This is a genomic window from Streptomyces sp. NPDC001904 (assembly GCF_040297005.1).
Taxonomy (GTDB): Bacteria; Actinomycetota; Actinomycetes; order Streptomycetales; family Streptomycetaceae; genus Streptomyces.
In genome coordinates, this window is the sequence record NZ_JBEOYI010000001.1 from 63,762 (window position 1) to 80,655 (window position 16,894).

Annotated in this window: 14 protein-coding genes; 3 read left to right on the forward strand and 11 right to left on the reverse strand. The window is 72.5% G+C overall.

What is annotated here, in order from left to right; genetic code table 11:
- Positions 1 to 28: 28 nt before the first annotated feature.
- A complete protein-coding gene (locus tag ABT127_RS00295) occupies positions 29 to 1,837 on the reverse strand; it encodes an FUSC family protein (RefSeq protein WP_351443598.1) in 1,809 nt (602 codons plus the stop codon).
- A gap of 125 nt (positions 1,838 to 1,962) precedes the next feature.
- On the opposite strand from ABT127_RS00295, the gene ABT127_RS00300 reads away from it, so the two are divergent.
- Positions 1,963 to 2,511 carry a 2'-5' RNA ligase family protein gene (locus tag ABT127_RS00300; protein ID WP_351443599.1) on the forward strand — a complete coding sequence of 183 codons (549 nt, stop codon included), beginning with the start codon at positions 1,963 to 1,965 and terminating at the stop codon, positions 2,509 to 2,511.
- Here the strand turns inward: ABT127_RS00300 and ABT127_RS00305 are convergent.
- Both ABT127_RS00305 and ABT127_RS00310 read right to left on the reverse strand, forming a co-directional pair.
- Positions 2,475 to 3,299: a nucleotidyltransferase domain-containing protein gene (locus tag ABT127_RS00305; RefSeq protein WP_351443600.1), complete on the reverse strand. Its 825-nt coding sequence runs from the start codon at positions 3,297 to 3,299 to the stop codon at positions 2,475 to 2,477. The genes ABT127_RS00300 and ABT127_RS00305 overlap by 37 nt on opposite strands.
- A gap of 56 nt (positions 3,300 to 3,355) precedes the next feature.
- Positions 3,356 to 5,404 (reverse strand): hypothetical protein, encoded by a 2,049-nt coding sequence (locus ABT127_RS00310; protein WP_351443601.1) that lies wholly within the window; start codon positions 5,402 to 5,404, stop codon positions 3,356 to 3,358.
- A gap of 299 nt (positions 5,405 to 5,703) precedes the next feature.
- Between ABT127_RS00310 and ABT127_RS00315 the strand changes: the two genes are divergently transcribed.
- Positions 5,704 to 6,573, forward strand: coding sequence for a SigB/SigF/SigG family RNA polymerase sigma factor (locus ABT127_RS00315; RefSeq protein WP_351443602.1), 870 nt, complete (start codon positions 5,704 to 5,706; stop codon positions 6,571 to 6,573).
- A 77-nt stretch (positions 6,574 to 6,650) separates the two neighbouring features.
- Here ABT127_RS00315 and ABT127_RS00320 read toward each other — a convergent pair whose 3' ends face one another.
- The 4 genes from ABT127_RS00320 to ABT127_RS00335 all read right to left on the reverse strand — a co-directional run bounded on the left by ABT127_RS00320 (position 6,651) and on the right by ABT127_RS00335 (position 11,164).
- Positions 6,651 to 7,658, reverse strand: a complete 1,008-nt coding sequence (locus ABT127_RS00320; protein ID WP_502971602.1) for a cation diffusion facilitator family transporter — start codon at positions 7,656 to 7,658, stop codon at positions 6,651 to 6,653.
- 111 nt (positions 7,659 to 7,769) lie between these two features.
- Positions 7,770 to 8,471, reverse strand: coding sequence for a hypothetical protein (locus ABT127_RS00325; protein ID WP_351443603.1), 702 nt, complete (start codon positions 8,469 to 8,471; stop codon positions 7,770 to 7,772).
- 175 nt (positions 8,472 to 8,646) lie between these two features.
- Entirely contained in the window at positions 8,647 to 9,606 is a 960-nt protein-coding gene (locus tag ABT127_RS00330; protein WP_351444031.1) for a glycoside hydrolase family 6 protein, read from the reverse strand.
- Between the two features lie 100 nt (positions 9,607 to 9,706).
- Entirely contained in the window at positions 9,707 to 11,164 is a 1,458-nt protein-coding gene (locus ABT127_RS00335; RefSeq protein ID WP_351443604.1) for an NCS1 family nucleobase:cation symporter-1, read from the reverse strand.
- A 137-nt stretch (positions 11,165 to 11,301) separates the two neighbouring features.
- Between ABT127_RS00335 and ABT127_RS00340 the strand changes: the two genes are divergently transcribed.
- A complete protein-coding gene (locus tag ABT127_RS00340) occupies positions 11,302 to 11,985 on the forward strand; it encodes a GntR family transcriptional regulator (RefSeq protein ID WP_351443605.1) in 684 nt (227 codons plus the stop codon).
- Here the strand turns inward: ABT127_RS00340 and ABT127_RS00345 are convergent.
- From ABT127_RS00345 to ABT127_RS00360, 4 genes are read right to left on the reverse strand one after another with little or no spacing between them, the layout of a single operon-like run.
- Positions 11,972 to 13,171, reverse strand: a complete 1,200-nt coding sequence (locus ABT127_RS00345) for a nitrate/nitrite transporter (RefSeq protein WP_351443606.1) — start codon at positions 13,169 to 13,171, stop codon at positions 11,972 to 11,974. The two genes, ABT127_RS00340 and ABT127_RS00345, sit on opposite strands and share 14 nt — an antisense overlap.
- Positions 13,172 to 13,190: 19 nt before the next feature.
- Positions 13,191 to 13,937, reverse strand: coding sequence for a uracil-DNA glycosylase (locus tag ABT127_RS00350; protein WP_351443607.1), 747 nt, complete (start codon positions 13,935 to 13,937; stop codon positions 13,191 to 13,193).
- Positions 13,938 to 13,954: 17 nt separating this feature from the next.
- Positions 13,955 to 15,469, reverse strand: coding sequence for a YfcC family protein (locus ABT127_RS00355; RefSeq protein WP_351443608.1), 1,515 nt, complete (start codon positions 15,467 to 15,469; stop codon positions 13,955 to 13,957).
- A complete protein-coding gene (locus tag ABT127_RS00360; protein ID WP_351443609.1) occupies positions 15,466 to 16,851 on the reverse strand; it encodes a M20/M25/M40 family metallo-hydrolase in 1,386 nt (461 codons plus the stop codon). Before ABT127_RS00360 ends, ABT127_RS00355 begins: the two co-directional genes overlap by 4 nt.
- Between the last annotated feature and the right edge of the window lie 43 nt (positions 16,852 to 16,894).

A 16,894-nucleotide genomic window follows, 5' to 3' on the forward strand; every position in this document is an offset into this window, starting at 1 on the left:
CCTTCTTAGGGGCGCCCGGTTCCCGGTCCTAGGCGGCCAGCTCCGCGAGGAGCCCGCCGATCCGTTCGGCGCACCGGCGCGGTACGCGTCCGGTGTCGTCGACCTGGACCGCGCACGCGGTGGTCGTGTCGACGAGCCGTTCCAGGACGACGGTCACCCGGTGCGCCCCGTCCGAGTGCCGGGCCACGACGGGCAGTTCGGCGGCGGCGAGGTCGACGGCGGCCCGGGCCTGGGCCAGCGTCCGGTACGCCTCGCGGCGCAGCGCCCACCGCCTGGCCCGGTCCTGCGGCCGGCCGGAGTCCTCGCTCAGCACGTGCCGTACGTAGGCGTGGGCGGCCTCGCGCGCGACGGCCACCCGCACCCGCACACCGCCGCCGCGGTGGCCGCCGGGCCCCGGAAGGTGCCCGGCGACCAGCACGATGGCGCAGGCGAGCAGTGTCTCGGTGATCCGGCCCGCCGACGCCTGCGGTTCCCCGCCGACCATGACGAGGGACAGGACGAGCACGGTGACGACCGCGGTCTGCGCGGCGAAGTGCCGGGTGGCCACGGGGATCAGTGCCCCGCACAGCGCCACGAGCGCGACGAGTCCGCCGGGGCGGGGCAGCAGCGCGGCGAGTCCGGCGAACGCGGCGGCGCCCGCGACGGTTCCGGCGGCCCGGCACAGGGCCCGCGAGGCGAGCGGCCCGAGGTCGGGCTTGACGAGGAAGACGGCGGTGGCGGGCAGCCAGTACCAGTGCAGGGGGTGCAGTGCCTGGGCGACGGCGGCGCTGGCCCCGAAGGAGAGTCCGACGCGGAGCCCGTACTCGCGCCCGCCGGGCCCGACCGCCCGGCCGAGCACGGTCCGCGGACTGTTCCCGCGCCGCGGCTGGGCGGGCGCGCGGCCCCCGTCGAACACCTCGGCGGCGCGCAGCAGCGCCTCGTCGAGCGCGCGCAGCCCCGCGGCGCTGCGGGTGGGCGCGGGCAGCGGCCCCACCGCAAACCCGGTCCGTACGGCGGCGGCGAGCCGGCGCGGCCCCTCCGCGGCCCGCTCCGGCACGGTCGTTCCGGCCCAGGCCAGCGCGGTGGCGGCCTCGGCGAGCGGCAGCGCGGCGACGTACTGCGCGCGCAGCCGCCGGGTCGCGGCGCCGTCGCCGCGCAGGGCGTCCTGCGCCTGGTCGAGCGCGGCGGTCAGGGCGGCGCGGCGGGCCCGGGAGTCGGTCCGCCCGGCGGCCTCGATGAGCTGGGCCACGGCGTCGTACACCGCGGCGACGGCGAGGCGCTCACCGTCGTAGAGGTAGCCCAGTCCGCGCCCGGGACGCCTGGCCGCGGCGGGCGAGGGCAGTGCGACGCGCAGCAGGATCAGCCAGGCGGCGCCGCCCACGAACAGCAGCGCCCGCTGCCATCCGGCCTCCGGCAGCGGCATCCCGGCACCGATGGCGACGGTCACCAGCACCTGCGTACCGGCGGCCGACGCGACGGGACCGACGGCGCTGACCGCCCCGCCGACGAGCCCGAGCACGGCGAACGCGGCGACGATCACCACCCCGTACCCGAACCCGGCCCCGCCTCCGGCGAACGTGCTGAGGGCCGTTCCGACGACCATGCCCGCGCCGCCGGCGAGCGCGGGCCCGCCGAGCCGGGTGAGGGCGGCGAGCCGCGGCCCCGGCCGGTCGTTGACTCCGGCGAGCATGGCGCCGAGGGCGAGCAGGACGCCGCTGGACGGGCTCCCGGCGAGGACGCCGGCCAGCAGCAGCGGCCCGGCGGCGAGCGCGCCGCGCACCACGGCGGGCCACGGGACGGGGGCGCGCTGGGCGCGCAGGGCGTGCCCGAGCCAGAGGGGAAGCGGGCGGCGAGGCAAGACGGGCTCCTGTCGTACACGGGGGTACCGGACGCCGTCGGCCAGACCTGAACTGGTCCTTCTACGGTAACGGCAGTTCATGGAGGGGAAGGAACGCCCGCATTTCCGCAATGTGACACTTGACCGTGCCCACACCACGCCCTGACGAATCCGCCGACGGCTGGCCGGACGCGTCCGGCGACACGGCGCTCACGATCCACGTCCCCGAGGCGGACCACCTGGTCCGGACCCCGGCGCGGGCGCATGTGACGGTCCTCTATCCGTTCCTGCCGCTGGCGCGGATCACCGGGGAGACGGACGAGGTGCTGCGTGACCTGTTCGGGGCGGTCCCGGCCTTCACCCTCACGTTCGACGGGCTGTCCCGCTGGCCGGGCGTCCTCTATCTGGCGCCGTCCCCCGCCGAACCGCTGCGCGCGCTCACGAAGGCCCTGCGGCAGAAGTGGCCGGAAGCGGTCCCCTATCGCGGTGTCTTCGGCGACGACGGCCTCGACCCGCATCTGACCCTGGCGAGCGGCGCGGGCACCGACGGCATTCCCGACGCCGACGTCACCCCGCGCCTGCCGCTGCGGGCGCCGGTCACCGAGGTGCGGCTGATCGTGTCGGACGGCGCCGGAACCCCGTGGCGGGACGTGCGCGCCTACCCCTTGGGCACTTCTTCTCCGGGAACTGTCTGACGGGCGTCGTCGACCGCGGCGGCCAGCAGTTCCTCGGCCCGGTCGACGAGTTCGGCGAGCCCGGGGCCGGGATCGGTGACGATGGCGTCGATGCCGCGCAGGCCGGCCCGCTCCAGCAGCCGCTTCTCGTTGGTGACCCACTCCCCGCGCGCGGCGAGCACCGCGTGCGCGGCCGACATGGCGGCGACGGCGACGGCCCCGACGACTTCGGTCCGGCCGCCCTTCGGCGCGTTCCCGGCCCGCGCGTAGTGCAGGGTGATCCGGGCGCGCCCCCACCACTCGTCGGGCGCGGCCGCGCGCAACGCGGCCGGATAGCCGTCGGGCTTCGGCATCGTGCCCCGCAGGACGCGGTTGACGGCGAGCTCGGCGACGACGATGTAGCTGGGGATCCCGGCGAGGTGGAACATCAACGGCTCCACCCGGAACCGCCCGGCCTCGGCGTCGGCCAGCACCCGCTCGACGTCGTCGAGATCGCGGTAGTGCACGTCGACGCGCCGGCCCTCGACGATGAACCATCCCCCGCCGTTGAACACCCCGCCGCCCCACCCGCCGATCTCGGTGGCCTCCCCCTCCCAGCCGAGCGCACGCAGGTGCCGCGGCGCGAAGAGCCCCTCGCCGCCCCGGTAGTAGACGGCGGTGTCCCAGTCGCTGTCGGGGGTGTGGGTGCCCTGCGCCCGGGAGCCGCCGAGGGCGACGGCGTGGACTCCGGGGAGGGCGGCCAGAGCGTCGGCGAGGCGGTCGAGGAAGGCGGCGTCGGCGGCGGCCGCGTCGGCGGTCGGTACGGGCATGGGAGCACCGTAGCCGTCGGCTCCGCCCGTGCCACCCGCTTTTCCGACCGCCGGGCTCAGCCCACCGGCACCCCGCCGTCCGGCACTTCGGGCCGCTCCGGGCGGAGCCGTGCGTGCTGGTCGACCTCGCCCTGCAGGCGGCCGAGCAACGCGGTCCATGTTCCCTGGTGCCCGCTGAGGCCGACGTCGACGGCCGTGCGGACGCGCTCCGGCTCCGGGCCCGCGTGGTCGATGCCCGAGACCTTCTGCCGGTTCGAGACCAGGATCATCGTCGGGCCCGGGACGTGGTGATCGTGCCCGAGCCACTTCGCGTACTCCCAGTCCCGCTTCTTCGTCGCACCGACGAAGAGGACCCGCAGGTTGGTGACGACGACCTCGCCCGAGTCGGTCCGCTCGTTGTACTGCTGCCCCTGCCGCTGCCGGACCTCGACGAGCCGGGCCGGTGCGACCGCGAGCACGTCCTCGCCCCTGCGGCGCCTGCCCCAGCGCCATTCGGCGACGGTGGAGCGGCCCGCCTTCAGGTCGCGGGCGAGGTCGACGCGGGCCGTGAGACGACGGTGCTCCGCCGTCCAGGCCGTCAGTTCCCGCTCGTACGCCGCCAGGGCGCGGCGCGCCTCCTGCTCCCGGCGGGCCTCTTCCCTGGCGTGCTGCGCGGCGCGGCGCCGCAGGTCGCGTTCGACCGCGGCGGCGACGCGGGCCCGCCGCCGGGCCCTGAGCCAGGCGGCGAGGCGCGCCCGGCGCAGCCAGACCAGCACGGCGACCGCCACGACGAGCAGCAGCAGGATCAGGGCGACCACGATCTGTGCCGTCGTCCAGTCGTCCGTCACGTGCACGGTCAGGGTGCGCCGAGTGGTGTTGCCCGAGGCGTCGGTCACGGTGACGGCGACGGTGACGTCGCCGGGCGCGACGGACATCCGTACCGTGCGCCGACCGTCGTCCAGGGTGAACGTCCGGCCGAGGGCCGCCGGGGACACGATCCGGGCCGTCGCCCCGGTCTCCCCGGTGACGGTGAGCACGAGTTCCCGGTGCCTGGCGCGTTCCTCGTCGTACCCGAGGGCCGCCTTCGGGGCCTTGGTGTCGACGACGATCCTGGGCCCCTCGGCCGTGGCGGCGCGGCCGAAGGGGTCGGTGAGGGTCAGCTTCGGGAGGTACGAGCCGTCGGGGAGGGGCAGGGCGAACTTCGTGTGCCCCGCGTCGTCGAGGGTGATCTCGCGGGTGCGGGTGCCGATCTCGACGGTGCCCCGGGCGCCGCGCGGGCCGGTGACCGTGAAGGCGGTGGTGCCGTCGCGGGAGGGGGTGCCGGGGTCGAGCCGGGGCGTCAGCGCGCTGACGTCGACGACCGCCTTCGTCCGCACCTCGGTGACGTTCCCGGTCTCGTCCCGCAGCGAACCGGTGATCGCGTGCGTGCCGTTCGGCAGCCAGAGCGTCCTCTTGACGTCGCCGTCCTCGGTGGTGCCGCGCAGCCGGGTCGAGGTACCGGCCACCCTCAGGTCGTAGTCGGTGCCGGGGTCGGTGGTGAAGGACAGTGCGACCGCGCCGGTCGTCCCGTCCGGGTCACCGACGGTGAGATCGTCCAGCGCCGGCCTGTCGGCGTCGACCTCGACCGTGAACTCCTCGCTCGGCTCGCTGGAGTTGTCCGCGGCGTCGACGGCCAGGACGACGTAGGTGTGCTCGCCGCTGTCGGCGGTGAAGCCGATGGTCTGGGAGGTGCCGGTCGCCGTCGCCTTCGCGACCGGATCGTCGTCCTCCCGCACTTCGATCCGCGAGCCGCGCTCGGCCTTGACCGTCACGGTGACCCGGCCCCGGGCCCCGGCCACGTGCCGGGCCACCGACGGCGCCTCGGGCGGTTCGAAGTCCTCGGTCTCCTGCCCGTCGTCCGCGCCCGTGCCCGTGCCCGTGCCCGGCAGGCTGTCGTAGCCGCACTCCGAGAAGTACCCGAGGTCTCCGCAGACGTACGAGCCGGTGTCGGAGGGGCAGGAGTGCCAGCGGTGGCAGCCGTCCCGGTGCGCGCTCGCGGCGGGCGCCGCGCCGAACAGGGCCGTCAAGGAAAAGGTGAGTGCGGCGCCGACGGTCGCACAGCGGCGCAGGATGACGCGAACGTTCACGTGCGGTGAATCCCCCAGTTCGGCCGTCACCCCCACGAGACGGCAGCACCGCAGCTTCGCACACACAATCCACACACTTCAATCACAAGGTCATCAACCGCATCCAGAAACGGTGACGTTGGCGAAGGAGATGGGGTCGGAGCAGCGGGAACCGGCCGGCCCCGCACCCACTCAGGCGGCGCATGCCGCGGAAGAACATCGAAAGACTCTCCGTATCGTATGTATGTACGCATGAGACCGGGGTAACCGCAGGCGTGCGGGGAGATTTATTCACACGACGAGAGGCAGGACTGGCGGCAATGAGTACCGTGGCAGTTCACGAACAGGCGCACATCACGGCCGATCAGGCCGAGGCGAGTCTGATCGAGCGCGCCTACGCCGATCCCGCCTCCGTGCGCCCGAAGGACGCCCGCGAGCTGGGCAAGCACTTCTTCGACCGTCTCACCCACCTCGAAGAGGGCACGCACGAGTACAGCTACGTGCGCAATGTGCTCATCGAGATGAACCTCTCCCTGGTGCGGTACGCGGCCTCGCGCTTCAAGCACCGCGGCCAGGAGGAGATGGAGGACATCGTCCAGGTCGGCACGATCGGTCTGATCAAGGCCATCGACCGGTTCGAGCTGACCCGCGAGGTCGAGTTCACCTCCTTCGCGGTTCCTTACATCGTCGGTGAGATCAAGCGCTTCTTCCGCGACACCTCGTGGGCGGTGCACGTGCCGCGCCGGCTCCAGGAGGCGCGCATAGAGCTGTCCAAGGCCACCGAGGAGCTGCACACGCGGCTGGGCCGCACGCCCTCGACGGCGGAGCTGGCCGAGCTGATGCAGCTCGACGTGTCCGAGGTCGCCGAGGCGCAGAAGGCGTCCAACGGCTACAACAGCGTCTCCCTCGACGCGGCGGTCAACGGGTCGGACGACGAGTCCGACACCATGCTCGCCGACTTCATCGGCGTCGACGAGGACCGCTTCGAACTCGTCGAGAACTTCCACTCGCTGGCGCCGCTGGTCGCCGATCTGGACGAGCGGGACCGTCGCCTGATCCACCTGCGCTTCGTCGAGGAGCGCACGCAGCAGGACATCGCCGACGAGCTCGGCTACTCGCAGATGCACGTCTCCCGTCTGATCACCAAGGTGGTGGGCAAGCTCCGCGCGGGTCTGATGGCCGCCGAGTAATACCCCCGCACTTCTTGAAAAGGCTCTGCGCCGCCCGTTCGAACGGGCGGCGCAGAGCCTTTTCGGTGTCGGTACGGTCAGGTCGTGCGCGCACGCTCCGCCGGGCCCGTCCACTCCCCCGTCGGCGCCTCGACCACGTCCAGGAACATCTGGTCGGCCTCCGGCCAGCGCTCGTGCACCGTGCGCTTGATGCGCTCGCTGACCAGCTCCAGCTGCTCGCTCTCCAGGCCGGGAACCAGATCGACCCGGGCCGCGACCAGCGTCGAGTCCATCCCGAGGCGCATGATGTGCAGGGCCGCCACGGCCTCGATCTCCGGCTGCTCGTCGAGCAGTTCCCGGATGTCGTGGTGCAGCTTCGGGTCGCCCTCGCCGATCAGCTGGTCGCGGGCGCTGCGTCCGAGGCGGTAGGCGACGAACACCAGCAGCACGCCGATGATCAGGGACGCGGTCGCCTCCCACTCGATGTGGCCGGTGGTCCGGTGCAGCACCAGGCCCGCGGCCGCGAGGACGACGCCGATGACGGCGGTGGCGTCCTCGGCGAGCACCGTGCGCAGGGTCGGGTCCTCGCCGATGCCCTCACCGGGCTGCTTGCGCACCTGGTGCACGGCGCGGGCCAGCGAGGTGCCCTCCGCGAGGAAGGCGACGCCCAGCACCACGAGCCCGACGACGAAGCCGCTCTTCGACTCCTCGGCACCGCCCTGGGTGAACGCCTCGTACGCCTGGAAGAAGGAGAAGCAGCCACCCATGACGAAGATTCCCACGGCGGCGAGGAGCGACCAGAAGAACCGCTCCTTGCCGTAGCCGAAGGGGTGCTGGCGGTCCGCCGGGCGCCTGCTGCGCCGCAGCGCGGCGAGCAGGAACACCTCGTTGAGGCTGTCGGCGACCGAGTGGGCCGCCTCGGACAGCAGCGCGGGGGACCCGGCGAAGAGTCCGCCGACCGCCTTGGCGACGGCGATCAGCAGATTCGCGCCGAGTGCCACCAGCACGGTGAACCGGGTCTTGCGGTCCTCCTCCGAGGGGCCCTGGACGGCCCCCTCCGGTTCGGTCGATGTGTCGCTCGGTGTATCGGTCGATGTGTCGGTCACGTCGGCATCTCACAGTCGTCGGGGAGAAGGGAAGCGCTTGACAGCGAACTTCCGGATAACCGGGGCCGATGCCCCTAAACCCGGCGACCCTGCGGGCCGGTACACCCGTGGCTACTGGGCCGCGAGCTGCTTCAGATCGACCGTGTCCCCGGACGCGGGCTGCTCCGGCCGCACGGGCTTGTCGTAGTCGGAGAACGTGGTCGTCTCCGGCTCACTGCCGCCGGTGGTGGTCACCTTGAGGATGTAGGGCTTGCCCTCGGCGGCGACGTAGAGGGTCGACTTCTCGTTCCCCTTGCTCTTGTGCAGGGCCAGCGCCTTCGTGCCGTCGATGGTGCTCGTGTCGCCCTTCTTCAGGCCCTGGCGCTCGGACTTGTCCTCGTCCATCGCGGCGAGCAGGCCCTGCTTGTCGCACAGACCAGTGATCTGGTTGTCCTGGGCCGGCATCTTGACCCACTTGTCGGCGACCTTCGGCACGATCTTGTCGGCGCCGGGCTGCTGCTTGAGGCTGGTGCGCCAGTACTGCTCGTCGCCCTTCAGGTAGAACGTGGCCTTCACGTGTCTGACCTCGGCCTTCGCGCCCGACATGGTCACCGTGCCCTGGCAGTTCTTCTCCTGGTCGACCGCGAGGTCGATGACCATCGACTCGCCGCCGCTCCGGCTGACCTTGCCCTTCATGTGCAGGGACTCGGCCGCTTTCGTGGCGGCCACCGCCTTGTCCGCGATCTGGTCCGCGCTGTCCCCCTTGAACGCGTCGTCGCCGCCATCCCCGCCGCCGCACGCTGCCAGGCCGGTGACGGATATGCCTGCGACCATGCATGCTGCGACTGTCCGCGCGATGCGCATCGGACCGCCTTTCCGCGGGTGCCTCCGCCCCCGCTTCCGAGTGTTCATGATGAAGAAACGCCCGGTTACCCCTGGCGATCCCGGAAACACCCGGAAGTCACCATTCCGCAAAATACGGCCCAAAACAGCGCGACACCGTCCGCCGTCAGCCGCGCGCGTTCCGCGCCAGTTCCAGGCCCTTGGCCGCCCACCAGGCCCCCGCCGCCGGGCCGCCCCGGCACGTCCCGTCCGACTCCCCCGGCCGCTTCACCCAGAGGTACGCGTCCACCAGCGGGTCCCCGGTGCGCGTGGTCGGCGCGACGCCCAGCGCGCGGCCGGGCGGGTTGCACCAGGCGTCCGCTCCCCGGTAGGGGCCGTTGCCGTTCCTGCTGGTGTCGATGACGAGGTGCTTGCCGCCCCCGAGGGCCGTCACCAGCCGTCGCCCGTATGCGGAACTCTCCTTGTTCGTACGGTAGTTGGAGACATTCAGCGCCACCCCGTCGGCCTTGCCCACGCCCGCCGCCCGCAGCGCCGCCGCCAGCTGCCACACGTCCGGGATCCAGCTCGCGTTCCCCGCGTCGAGGTACACCCTGGTCCGCGGGAGCGCCGAGAGCCGGTTCACCGCGTAGGCGAGCAGACCGTTGCGCTCCTTCGTGTCGGCGCCGGCGCACCCCGCCACCGTCGCGGCCACCGCGTCCGGCTCGACGATCACGTACGCGGCGCGTGAACCGATGCCGGAGGCGAAGGAGTTGACGTACGCGCGGTAGGCCGCCGCGCCGGCGGCGCCGCCCGCCGAGTGCAGGCCGCAGTCGCGGTGCGGGATGTGGTAGGCGACCAGGACCGGAGTGCGGTGGGCGCGGGTCGCGGCCAGGGTGACGGTGCGGACGGCGGGGCCGGGGTTCGCACCGTTGAGCCAGGTCGCCTGGGGGCGGGTCGCGATGCGGTCGATGAGGCGGGCCTCGCTCGCCCGGCCCTGCTCGCGGTAGGCCGCCGCCTGGCGGGCCGCCGCGGTGTCCGGGTCCACCCAGAAGGTGGCGGCCGGGCCCGCCGCGGGGTGCGCGGCCGAGGCCGGGGTCAGGGTGAGGAACGCGGCCAGCAGGGCGCCCAGAACGGGGCGCGGAGACATGAGCATGGCCGGATGATCGTCGGGGGCCCGGCCCAACAGGCCCCGCGACGGGCCGGGTTGTCCCCGAATGCACTCGTTCGGCCGCGCCCCGGGCCACGGGTCAGACGGCGGCCCGCTCCGTGCGGCAGATCAGCCCGTACAGGCCCGCCGCCACCGCGGTCCCGATGAACCACGAGTACGCCGCGACCTCGTCGAAGTACGGCACGAGGGCGAGGACGACGGCGAGCGCCGCCGACGGGACGAAGGCCGCGAGCGCCTTCGGGTTCACGCCCCGGCGGTAGTAGTAGCGGGAGCCGGGCGTCGCGTCGAACAGGGCGGCGGTGTCGATCCTGCCGCGCTTGACCCAGAAGTAGTCGAGCATGATGACGCCGAACAGCGGGCCCAGGAAGGCGCCCAGGCCACCGAGGAAGTAGTTCACGACGTTCGGGTTCGAGTACAGGTTCCACGGCGTCACCACGAGCGCGGCCACCGTCGAGATCGCTCCGCCGACCTTGAAGGTGATCTTCTGCGGCCAGACGTTCGCCAAGTCGTAGGCCGGGGAGACGAAGTTGGCGACGATGTTCACGCCCATGGTGGCGATGGCGAAGGTCAGCGCGCCGAAGATCAGGACCCAGGTGTTGCCGATCCGGGCCACCAGCATCGCCGGATCGGTGATCGCCTCGCCGAAGACCTCGACGCTGCCCGCCGTCACGACCACCGAAAGGACCACGAACGCGGTGGAGTTGATCGGCAGGCCCCAGAAGTTCCCGCGCCGGACCGTCCGGTAGTCGGGGGCGAAGCGGGAGAAGTCGCAGAAGTTGAGCATCAGCGTGCCGTAGGTCGCGAGGATCAGGCCGATCGCACCGAACCACTGCCGGAACTGCTCGCCCGTCGAGACCGGGTGCGGGGTGGTGGTGAGCGAGATCGTCCAGCCCGCCTTCGCCCAGATCCAGATCGCCAGGGCGAGCATCACCACCCAGATCGCCGGGCCGCAGAAGTCCTGGAACTTGCGGACCGACTCCATGCCCTGCGTGATGATCAGGAACTGCACCAGCCACAGCGCCAGGAAGGACGCCCAGCCCAGCGCGTGCAGGCCGAGGAAGGAGTGGCGCGTCCAGGACTCCATGCCGGGGAACGCCGCCAGCACCATCACGTTCACCGCCACCGACGCCAGATACGTCTGGATGCCGTACCACATGATGGCGATCACGGCCCGGACCAGCGCCGGGATGTTGGCGCCCCAGACGCCGAAGCCGATGCGGCTGACGACCGGGAACGGCACTCCGTGGCGCTGGCCGATGCGGCCCATCGCGTTGCAGCCGGCGTAGATGATCACGAAGCCGATGAGCAGGGCCGTGAAGATCTGCCAGGCGTTGAGGCCGAGCACCAACAGGCCCGCCGCGAAGGTGTAGTTGCCGAGGTTGTGGACGTCGGACATCCACAGGGCGAAGAGGTCGTAGACCTTCCAGGTGCGTTCCTTGTCGCCCGCGGGCGCCAGGTCCTCGTTGACCAGGCGGGGGTCGGGGACGAAGTCACCGCCGCCCCACGACGACGTCTTCACCGGTTCGGCCACGGACATGGGAGCCTCCTGGGTCCTGGGACACCACTTTGGTATACCAAAGCGCCGCCATGGTCCCGCTGCCGACAACTCCCGGCAATATCCGTGCAGTTACGTCTCGGTAAATCACCTCGGAGCGGATCGGCGAGGATGGGGGCATGACGACGGCTGAACCGCTGGGGGCGGTGCGCGAGCGGGTGCTCGGCGCGCTGCGGGAGGACATCGTCGCCGGGCTGCTGCGGCCCGGCGACCGGCTGGTCGAGCGGGAGCTGGCCGAGCGGTTCGGGGTGTCACGGGTACCGGTGCGCGAGGCGGTACGGGCGCTGGTCGCCGAGGGGTTCGTCACCTTCGACACGCCCCGGCGCGCGGTCGTGCGCACGCTCACCCGCGCCGACGTCGCCGAACTCTTCGAGCTGCGGGAGGCGTTGGAGGTCTACGCGGCCGGGCTCGCCGCCGAGCGGGCGGGCGCGGACGAGCTGGCGCGGCTGGCCCTGCTGCTCGACCGCGCCGCCGAGGCGACCCGCGCGGACGACGCCGCGACCCTGACCGACGTCAACTCCCGCTTCCACGACGACCTGCTCGCCCTCGCGGGCAACGGCCTCCTGGTCACCGTCATGCAGCCGGTCGCGGGCCGTCTGCGCTGGCTGACCCGGCGCAACGAGGAATGGCCGCAGCAGCTCGCCGAGCACCGCGAGCTGTACGCGGCCGTGGCGGCGGGGGACGCGGAGCGGGCGCGGGCGGTCGCGCTGTCCCACGTACGGACCAACTACCGCTCCACCGTGCGCCATCTGTTCGGCGACGGGGAGCCGCCGCCGGACCGGCCGGGCGTCAGTCCGCCTTGATGGTCCGCATCCGCCCGTACGCGTACACGCACCCGGCGAGCGCCAGGTCGGACAGGAGCATGAAGCCGATGGAGTACGAGTCCTTGGCGCTGTAGATCGCGCCCATCACCAGCGGCGGGACGAAGCCGCCGAGGCCGCCCATCGCGCCGACGATGCCGGTGACCGAGCCGACCTGCGGCTGCGGGGTGACCTGCGAGACGAGCGCGAAGACGGAACCGCTCGCGGTGCCCAGGCCGGCCGCCATCAGCAGGAAGCAGATGGTGCCCATCGGGTTCAGCTGCGGGTCGAACGCCTGGAGGATCGCGAACAGGGCGACGACGGCCAGGGCGCAGGAGGTGACGACGGCCGGGTGGATGCGGTCCGAGAGCCAGCCGCCGATGGGCCGGAAGATGACGGTGACCAGGGCGAAGCCGGCCGCCTTGGTGCCCGCGTCGGTGGGGCTGAGTTCGTACCAGGTCTTCAGGTACGTCGGCAGGTACACGCCGAAGGCGACGATGCCGCCGAAACCGATCGCGTAGAGCGCGGAGAGTTCCCAGGTGACGCGGAGCCTCCCGGCGCTGCCGAGCCGCTTGCCGAGCGAGGTCGTGGGGATCTTGCGGTCGGGGTGGTCGGTGATCAGGACCGCCGCCAGGACCGCGTACGCGGCCAGCGCGATGGCGACGACGAGGAACGGCAGGTTCTCGCCGTGCTTGGCCATGCGGGGCGTGAAGTAGCCGGACAGGGCCACACCGCCCATGCCCATGCCGAAGATGCCGAGCGCGAGACCTCGGTGGGCGGGCGGGAACCAGGAGTTCACCAGCGGGATGCCGATGGCGAAGGTGGTGCCGCCGAGGCCCAGCAGGAAGCCCACGACGATCATCGCGAGGAAGTTGTGCCGGGCCGGGATCACCAGCAGCACGGGGACGATGGTGAGCGCCGAGATCAGCGGGAAGAGCAGCTTGGCGCCGTAGCGGTCGGTGAGCGCGCCGACCGGGATGCGGCCGAGCGAGCCCACGAGCACGGGCACCGCGACGAGGAAGGACTGGGCGAACGAGCTGAGGCCCAGGTCCGAGCCGAAGACGCCGGCGAGCGGCGCGATCAGGTTCCAGGCCCAGAAGGTGAGCGCGAAGCCCACCGTGGCCACGACCAGGTTGCGGTAGGCGGCGGCCGGGGGCTTGAGGTGCTGCGGAGTCTCCGTTGGCGTCACCCTTTCACGCTAGGAAGGGTCACCTGTCCGCACCTGATCTGTTGCTCCGTTCGGTGGCGGGCGGGCGCACCGGAAGGCCCGCCGCGGCCGCCGCCCCGCCGAGCACCTCACGCAGCATCCCGGGCGTGAGCCGTCCCGTGAAGGTGTTGCGCTGGCTGACGTGGAAGCAGCCGAACAGATCGAGCCCGTCGAGGTCGACGCGGACGCCGTGGCCGAAGGCGGGGCGGGGCCGGGGCAGGGTCCATCCGGCTTCGGCGAAGGCGGGCCAGGCCGCCTGCCAGCCGAACGCGCCGAGCACGACGACGGCGCGCAGGGTGGGCCGCAGCAGTTCCAGCTCGCGCACCAGCCAGGGGCGGCAGGTGTCGCGCTCGGCCGGGGTGGGCTTGTTGGCGGGCGGGGCGCAGTGCACGGGCGAGGTGATGCGCACGCCGTGCAGGGTGAGCCCGTCGTCCGCGGCGACGGCGTCCGGCCGGGAGGCGAGCCCGAGGTCGTACAGGGCGCGGTACAGCACGTCGCCGGAGCGGTCGCCGGTGAACATCCGGCCGGTGCGGTTGGCACCGTGCGCGGCCGGTGCCAGGCCCACGATCAGCAGCGACGCGTCGGGCGGGCCGAATCCCGGGACCGGCCTGCCCCAGTACGTCTCGTCGGCGAAGGCCGCCCGCTTCTCCCGGGCGACCTCCTCCCGCCAGGCGACGAGCCGCGGGCAGGCCCGGCAGCCGGTGATCCGCTCGTCCAGCTCCCCCAGGCCGTGACCGTCGTCGTCCATGGCTTCGACCTTAGGGGCTACGTGAACGCGGCTCCCAGCGCCACGAACGCGCAGATCAGGATGAAGAGGATGGCGAGCAGCGGCCACACGAAGCGCAGGTAGCGGTCGTAGCCGACCTTGGCGAGGGCCACCCCGCCGATGGTGACGGCGGTGGTCGGCACCCACAGGTTCATCCAGCCGCTGGCCGCCTCCCAGGCGGTGACGACGACCGCGCGCGAGACGCCGGCGAAGTCGGCGAGCGGGGCGAGGATCGGCATGGCGAGGGTGGCGTGGCCGGAGGTGGACGGGATGAGGAAGGCCAGCGGCAGGTTCACGACGAAGACGATGATCGCGAAGATGCCGGACGAGGTGCCCTTCACGACGCCCTCGATGGCGTGCAGCACGGTGTCGGTGATCTTCGAGTTGTTCATGATCACGGTGACGCCGCGGGCCAGCAGGATGACCAGCGCGGGCGAGACGAAGTCGGCGGCGCCCTGGATGATCGTGGAGCTGATCTTCTGCTCCCCCATCCGCGCGACGAGCCCGACGAGCACGGCCGCGCACAGGAACAGCGCCGCGAGCTGCGGGAAGGACCAGCCGAGCTCGAAGCCGTACGGGGTCGCGTCCGCGTCGCCGGTCAGGGCGCTCGCCCAGGGCACGACCGAGAAGATCATGAAGGCGAAGACGAGGGCCGTGACGACGAGGACGGCCTGGTGCAGCCGGGTCAGCTCGGGCACCTCCCCCTCGGCGGCGTCCGAGGTCTCGCGGTCCCCCGGCAGGAACCCGGAGAGCGAGCGCTCCGGGTTCTTCTGGACGCGCCGCGCGTACCGGATGACGTAGGCGACCGTCACCGCGGTGAGCACCACCCACATCACGAAGCGGAGCACGATGCCGTCGCCGAGGGAGATGTCGGCGGCCGAGGAGGCGACGCCGGTCGCGAACGGGTTGACGGTCGAGCACAGCACGCCGACCCCGGCGCCGAGGATGATCGCGCCGACCGCCGTCATCCGGTCGTAGCCGAGCGCGAGCATCAGCGGCACGATCAGCCCGTAGAACCCGAGGGTCTCCTCGGCGAAGCCCTCGACGGTGCCGAGCACCGAGAAGACCACCATGACACCGGCGATGAGCAGTGCCCCGCGCGAGCGCAGCCGGTGGGCGAGCAGGCCGATGCCGCGGTCCAGCGCGCCGGTCGCGAAGACGACGGTGATGAACGCGCCGATGGCCAGCACGAACAGGAAGACACCGGCGCTGCCGTACAGGTCACCGGAGTTGTCGGGACCGACGAGCGAGGTCTTCGCGTCCTGGATGCCGTAGAGGCCGTTGACCGGGGAGAGGAAGAGGTCGTTGAGGCGGTCGACGAAGGACTGGCCGGAGGGGACGCGGTGGTAGGTCCCCTCGACGGGGGCGCCGGCGTCGTTGCGGTCGTACTGGCCGGAGGGGATCAGGAAGGCCAGCAGCCAGACCGCGATCGTGACGACGGCGAGCACGGTGAGAGCGCTGGGAAAGGTGAATTTCCGCTTCTTGTCCGGCTGTTGGGCCGTCTCGGTGCTCATGCCCGGCCCTCACGGGTGAAGTCCGCCGCGTACCCGGTGACGAACGCGCACATGGCGACGACCGTGGCGCGCAGCTCGGAGAGGAGGACGCGCTCGTTCGGGGCGTGCAGATTGCACTGGTTGTCCTGGGCGCCGAAGAGCAGCACCTCGGCGTGCGGGGCGGCCTGGGCGAGCCCGTTGACCAGCGGGATGGAGCCGCCCGTCGCGATGTACGAGGCCTCGGTCCCCCAGGCGGTCGCGAGCGCGGCGCGGGCGGCGCGGTAGGCCGGGCCGTCGGTGGCCGCCTCGTAGCCGGGTCCGGTGTCGCCGGGGGTGACGGTGAGCGGAACGCCGAACGGCTTGAGCGCGCTCAGGTGGTCGACCAGCGCCGCCTGGGCCTCGGCCGGGTCCTGCCGGGGGTGGAAGCGGAGGTTGAGCTTGGCGCGTGCGTACGGGACCACGGCGGAGGCGGCGTGGTCCACGCTGGGCGCGTCGATGCCGATGACGGTGATCGCGGGGCCGCTCCACAGGCGCTCGCCGAGGGTGCCGCTGCCGAGCAGCGGGAGGCCCGCCTCGACGCCGGCGAGGTCGCGGAACTCGTCCTCGGTGAACCCGGCGCCGGTCCACTCGTCGCGGCGCAGGCCCTCGACGGCGACGTCCCCGTGCACGTCGTGCAGGGTGGCGAGGGCCTTGAGGAGGACGAGCAGCGCGTCGGGGGCGGCGCCGCCGAACTCGCCGCTGTGGCGCGGTTCCTTCAGCGTGCGGACCTCGACGACCACCTCGGCGGCGCCGCGCAGGCCGGTGGTGAGGGTGGGGGTGCCGGGGCGGACGTTGCCGAGGTCGGCGATGACCATGGCGTCACAGGCGAACCGCTCCGGGTCGGTGGGCGGGTAGGTGTCGAAGGGGCTGCCGTACTCCTCCTGCCCCTCGAAGACGATCTTGATGCCGACCGGCGGGCGGCCGCCGAAGGCGCGGAGCATCCCGAGGTGCGCGATGACGTTCGACTTGTCGTCGGCGATGCCGCGCGCCCGCAGCCCCTCCTCGCCGCCTTCGCGGACCGGGGTCGGCTCGAACGGCGGGGAGTCCCACAGGCTCTCGTCGCCGGGCGGCTGGACGTCGTAGTGCGAGTAGAGCAGGACGGTCGGCGCGTCCGGGGTCGGCGGCGGGATCTCGCCGAAGATCACCGGGGCGGTGTCGGGCAGCTCGATGGTCTCGACGTGCGCGACACCGGCGTCGCGGAGCAGTCCGACGAGGAGGTCATGGGCCTCCCGGACCGGCTCGGCCGGGAAGCCCGGGAAGGCGATCGACGGGATGGCAGCGAGCCGCTCCAGATCGGCCCGCAGCCCGTCCATCAGCCGGTCGGCCGCCGCCCGGGGGTCCTGCGATTCCTGCGGATCTGCCATGACGTACACGCCCCTCGCTGTGTTGAATGCACGATTCGTCCGG